The 1640-nt window shown below is 72.3% G+C and carries 1 protein-coding gene; it reads right to left on the bottom strand.

Going from position 1 to position 1640, the window contains the following annotated elements:
• The coding region (locus AB0O00_RS38355; RefSeq protein ID WP_363659312.1) for an FAD binding domain-containing protein at nucleotides 1–1188 on the bottom strand (1188 nt) is incomplete at its 3' end.
• Nucleotides 1189–1640: the final 452 nt, after the last annotated feature.

Below are 1640 nucleotides of genomic sequence, written 5' to 3' on the forward strand. Positions count from 1 at the left end.
GTCGAAGCGCCGTTTGGCGATCTTGTGGAAGGCCGTGACCGGCGAGAGGGGCAGCGGGACGCGCACCGTGCGGATCAGCTCGCCGGGGCGGCGCACGCTCCGCCGGTAGCCGGTGAAGTAGTCCGCCAGCGGGACCTCGCGCTCGCCGTCGGCGTCGGCGAGCACCACCGATGCCTCCAGCGCGAGCAACACCGGCGGGCTGTCGCCGATGGGGGAGCCGGTACCCAGGTTGCCGCCGAGGGTGGCGCCGTTGCGGATGAGCCGGGACGCGAACTGCGGGAACAGCTCGGCCAGCAGCGGGACGCCGCCGTCGAGGCGGCGCTCGATCTCGGTGAGCGTCAGCGCCGCCCCGATCCCGATGTGGTCGGACTCGACCCGCAGCTCCCGCAGTTCGGGGAGGCGGTCGACGGCGATCACGCAATTCGCCCGGCGGGCACGGATGTTGACCTCCACGCCCCAGTCGGTGGAGCCGGCGACCACCACCGCGTCGGGGCGTTCCCGCAGCAACAGCAGCGTTTCGGCCAGGGTGCTCTTCCGCAGGAACGCGCTGTCGGCGTCGGTGTCGGTGTCGGTGCCGGTGTATTCGGTGGCGACCGGCGTGGGCGGCGACTGCTCGCGACGCCGCGCCAGCGGGTCCTCGTCGTTGGGCGCACCGACGGCGAACGCGGCATCGCGAATCGGGCGGTAGCCGGTGCAGCGGCACAGGTTCCCGCTCAGCGCGTGCAGGTCGAAGCCGTTCGGTCCGTGCTCGGCGTCGGTGCCGTCGGGGGAGCTTGTGTGCGCGCAACGGTCGGGACGGTAGTACTCGGCGGCCATGCTGCACACGAATCCCGGTGTGCAGTAACCGCATTGGGAGCCGCCGCGGACCGCCATCTCCTCCTGCACGGGGTGCAGGACGGGCGGCCTGCCGGGTGCGCCGGGGGTGGCGAGACCCTCGGCGGTGACGACCTCCTGACCGTCGAGCGCCGCGACGGGGACCAGGCAGGCGTTGACCGCCACCCAGTCGGTGGGCTTGTGCACCCCGGGCCGGGCCACCAGGACCGAGCAGGCGCCGCACTCACCCTCGGCGCAGCCCTCCTTGGTGCCGGTGAGGCCGCGCTCGCGCAGGAAGTCCAGCACCGTGGTGTGGGGCGCGGCCGGTGAGATCGGTACGTCTTTCCCGTTGACCGTGATCTGCGCCGCTACCATGACGGGCCTTCAATCAGGTGTGCGGTCGGTCGATTCATCATGTTCGCCATGATCGGGCAGCTTTCTGTGTCCGGACGTCCGGGCGCGCCCCGCCCCAAGGGAGGAGGGCGCAGCGCAGGACGGCAGGTGACAGCGACGTGCCGGGAGGTGGTGACGGAAACCCGGGACGTGCCAGGAGGGACGGGCACTCGGAGCGGCGTGCTCAGCAGCCGTGCGCGATCCGGCCCGGCGCCCAGGCCGTGCGGCGGGCGAGGCGACCCAGATCAGAGAGGGTGTACATCTGCTGGTCGCCTCCTTCGGGTGGTCATGGAGCTGTTTCTACCGGAAGCTAGTGGCTGAAGCCACCGAGGTCAAGGGCCGGCCCTGGTCGATCATCCAGGGCCTACGGCGCTCTGTGCGCCGGAGCGGCGGCGCCGCTCCGGACTGCGGGGGACGGCGGCGGGGGGCCCCGG

Source organism: Kitasatospora sp. NPDC093558, assembly GCF_040683475.1.
Taxonomy (GTDB): domain Bacteria; phylum Actinomycetota; class Actinomycetes; order Streptomycetales; family Streptomycetaceae; genus Kitasatospora.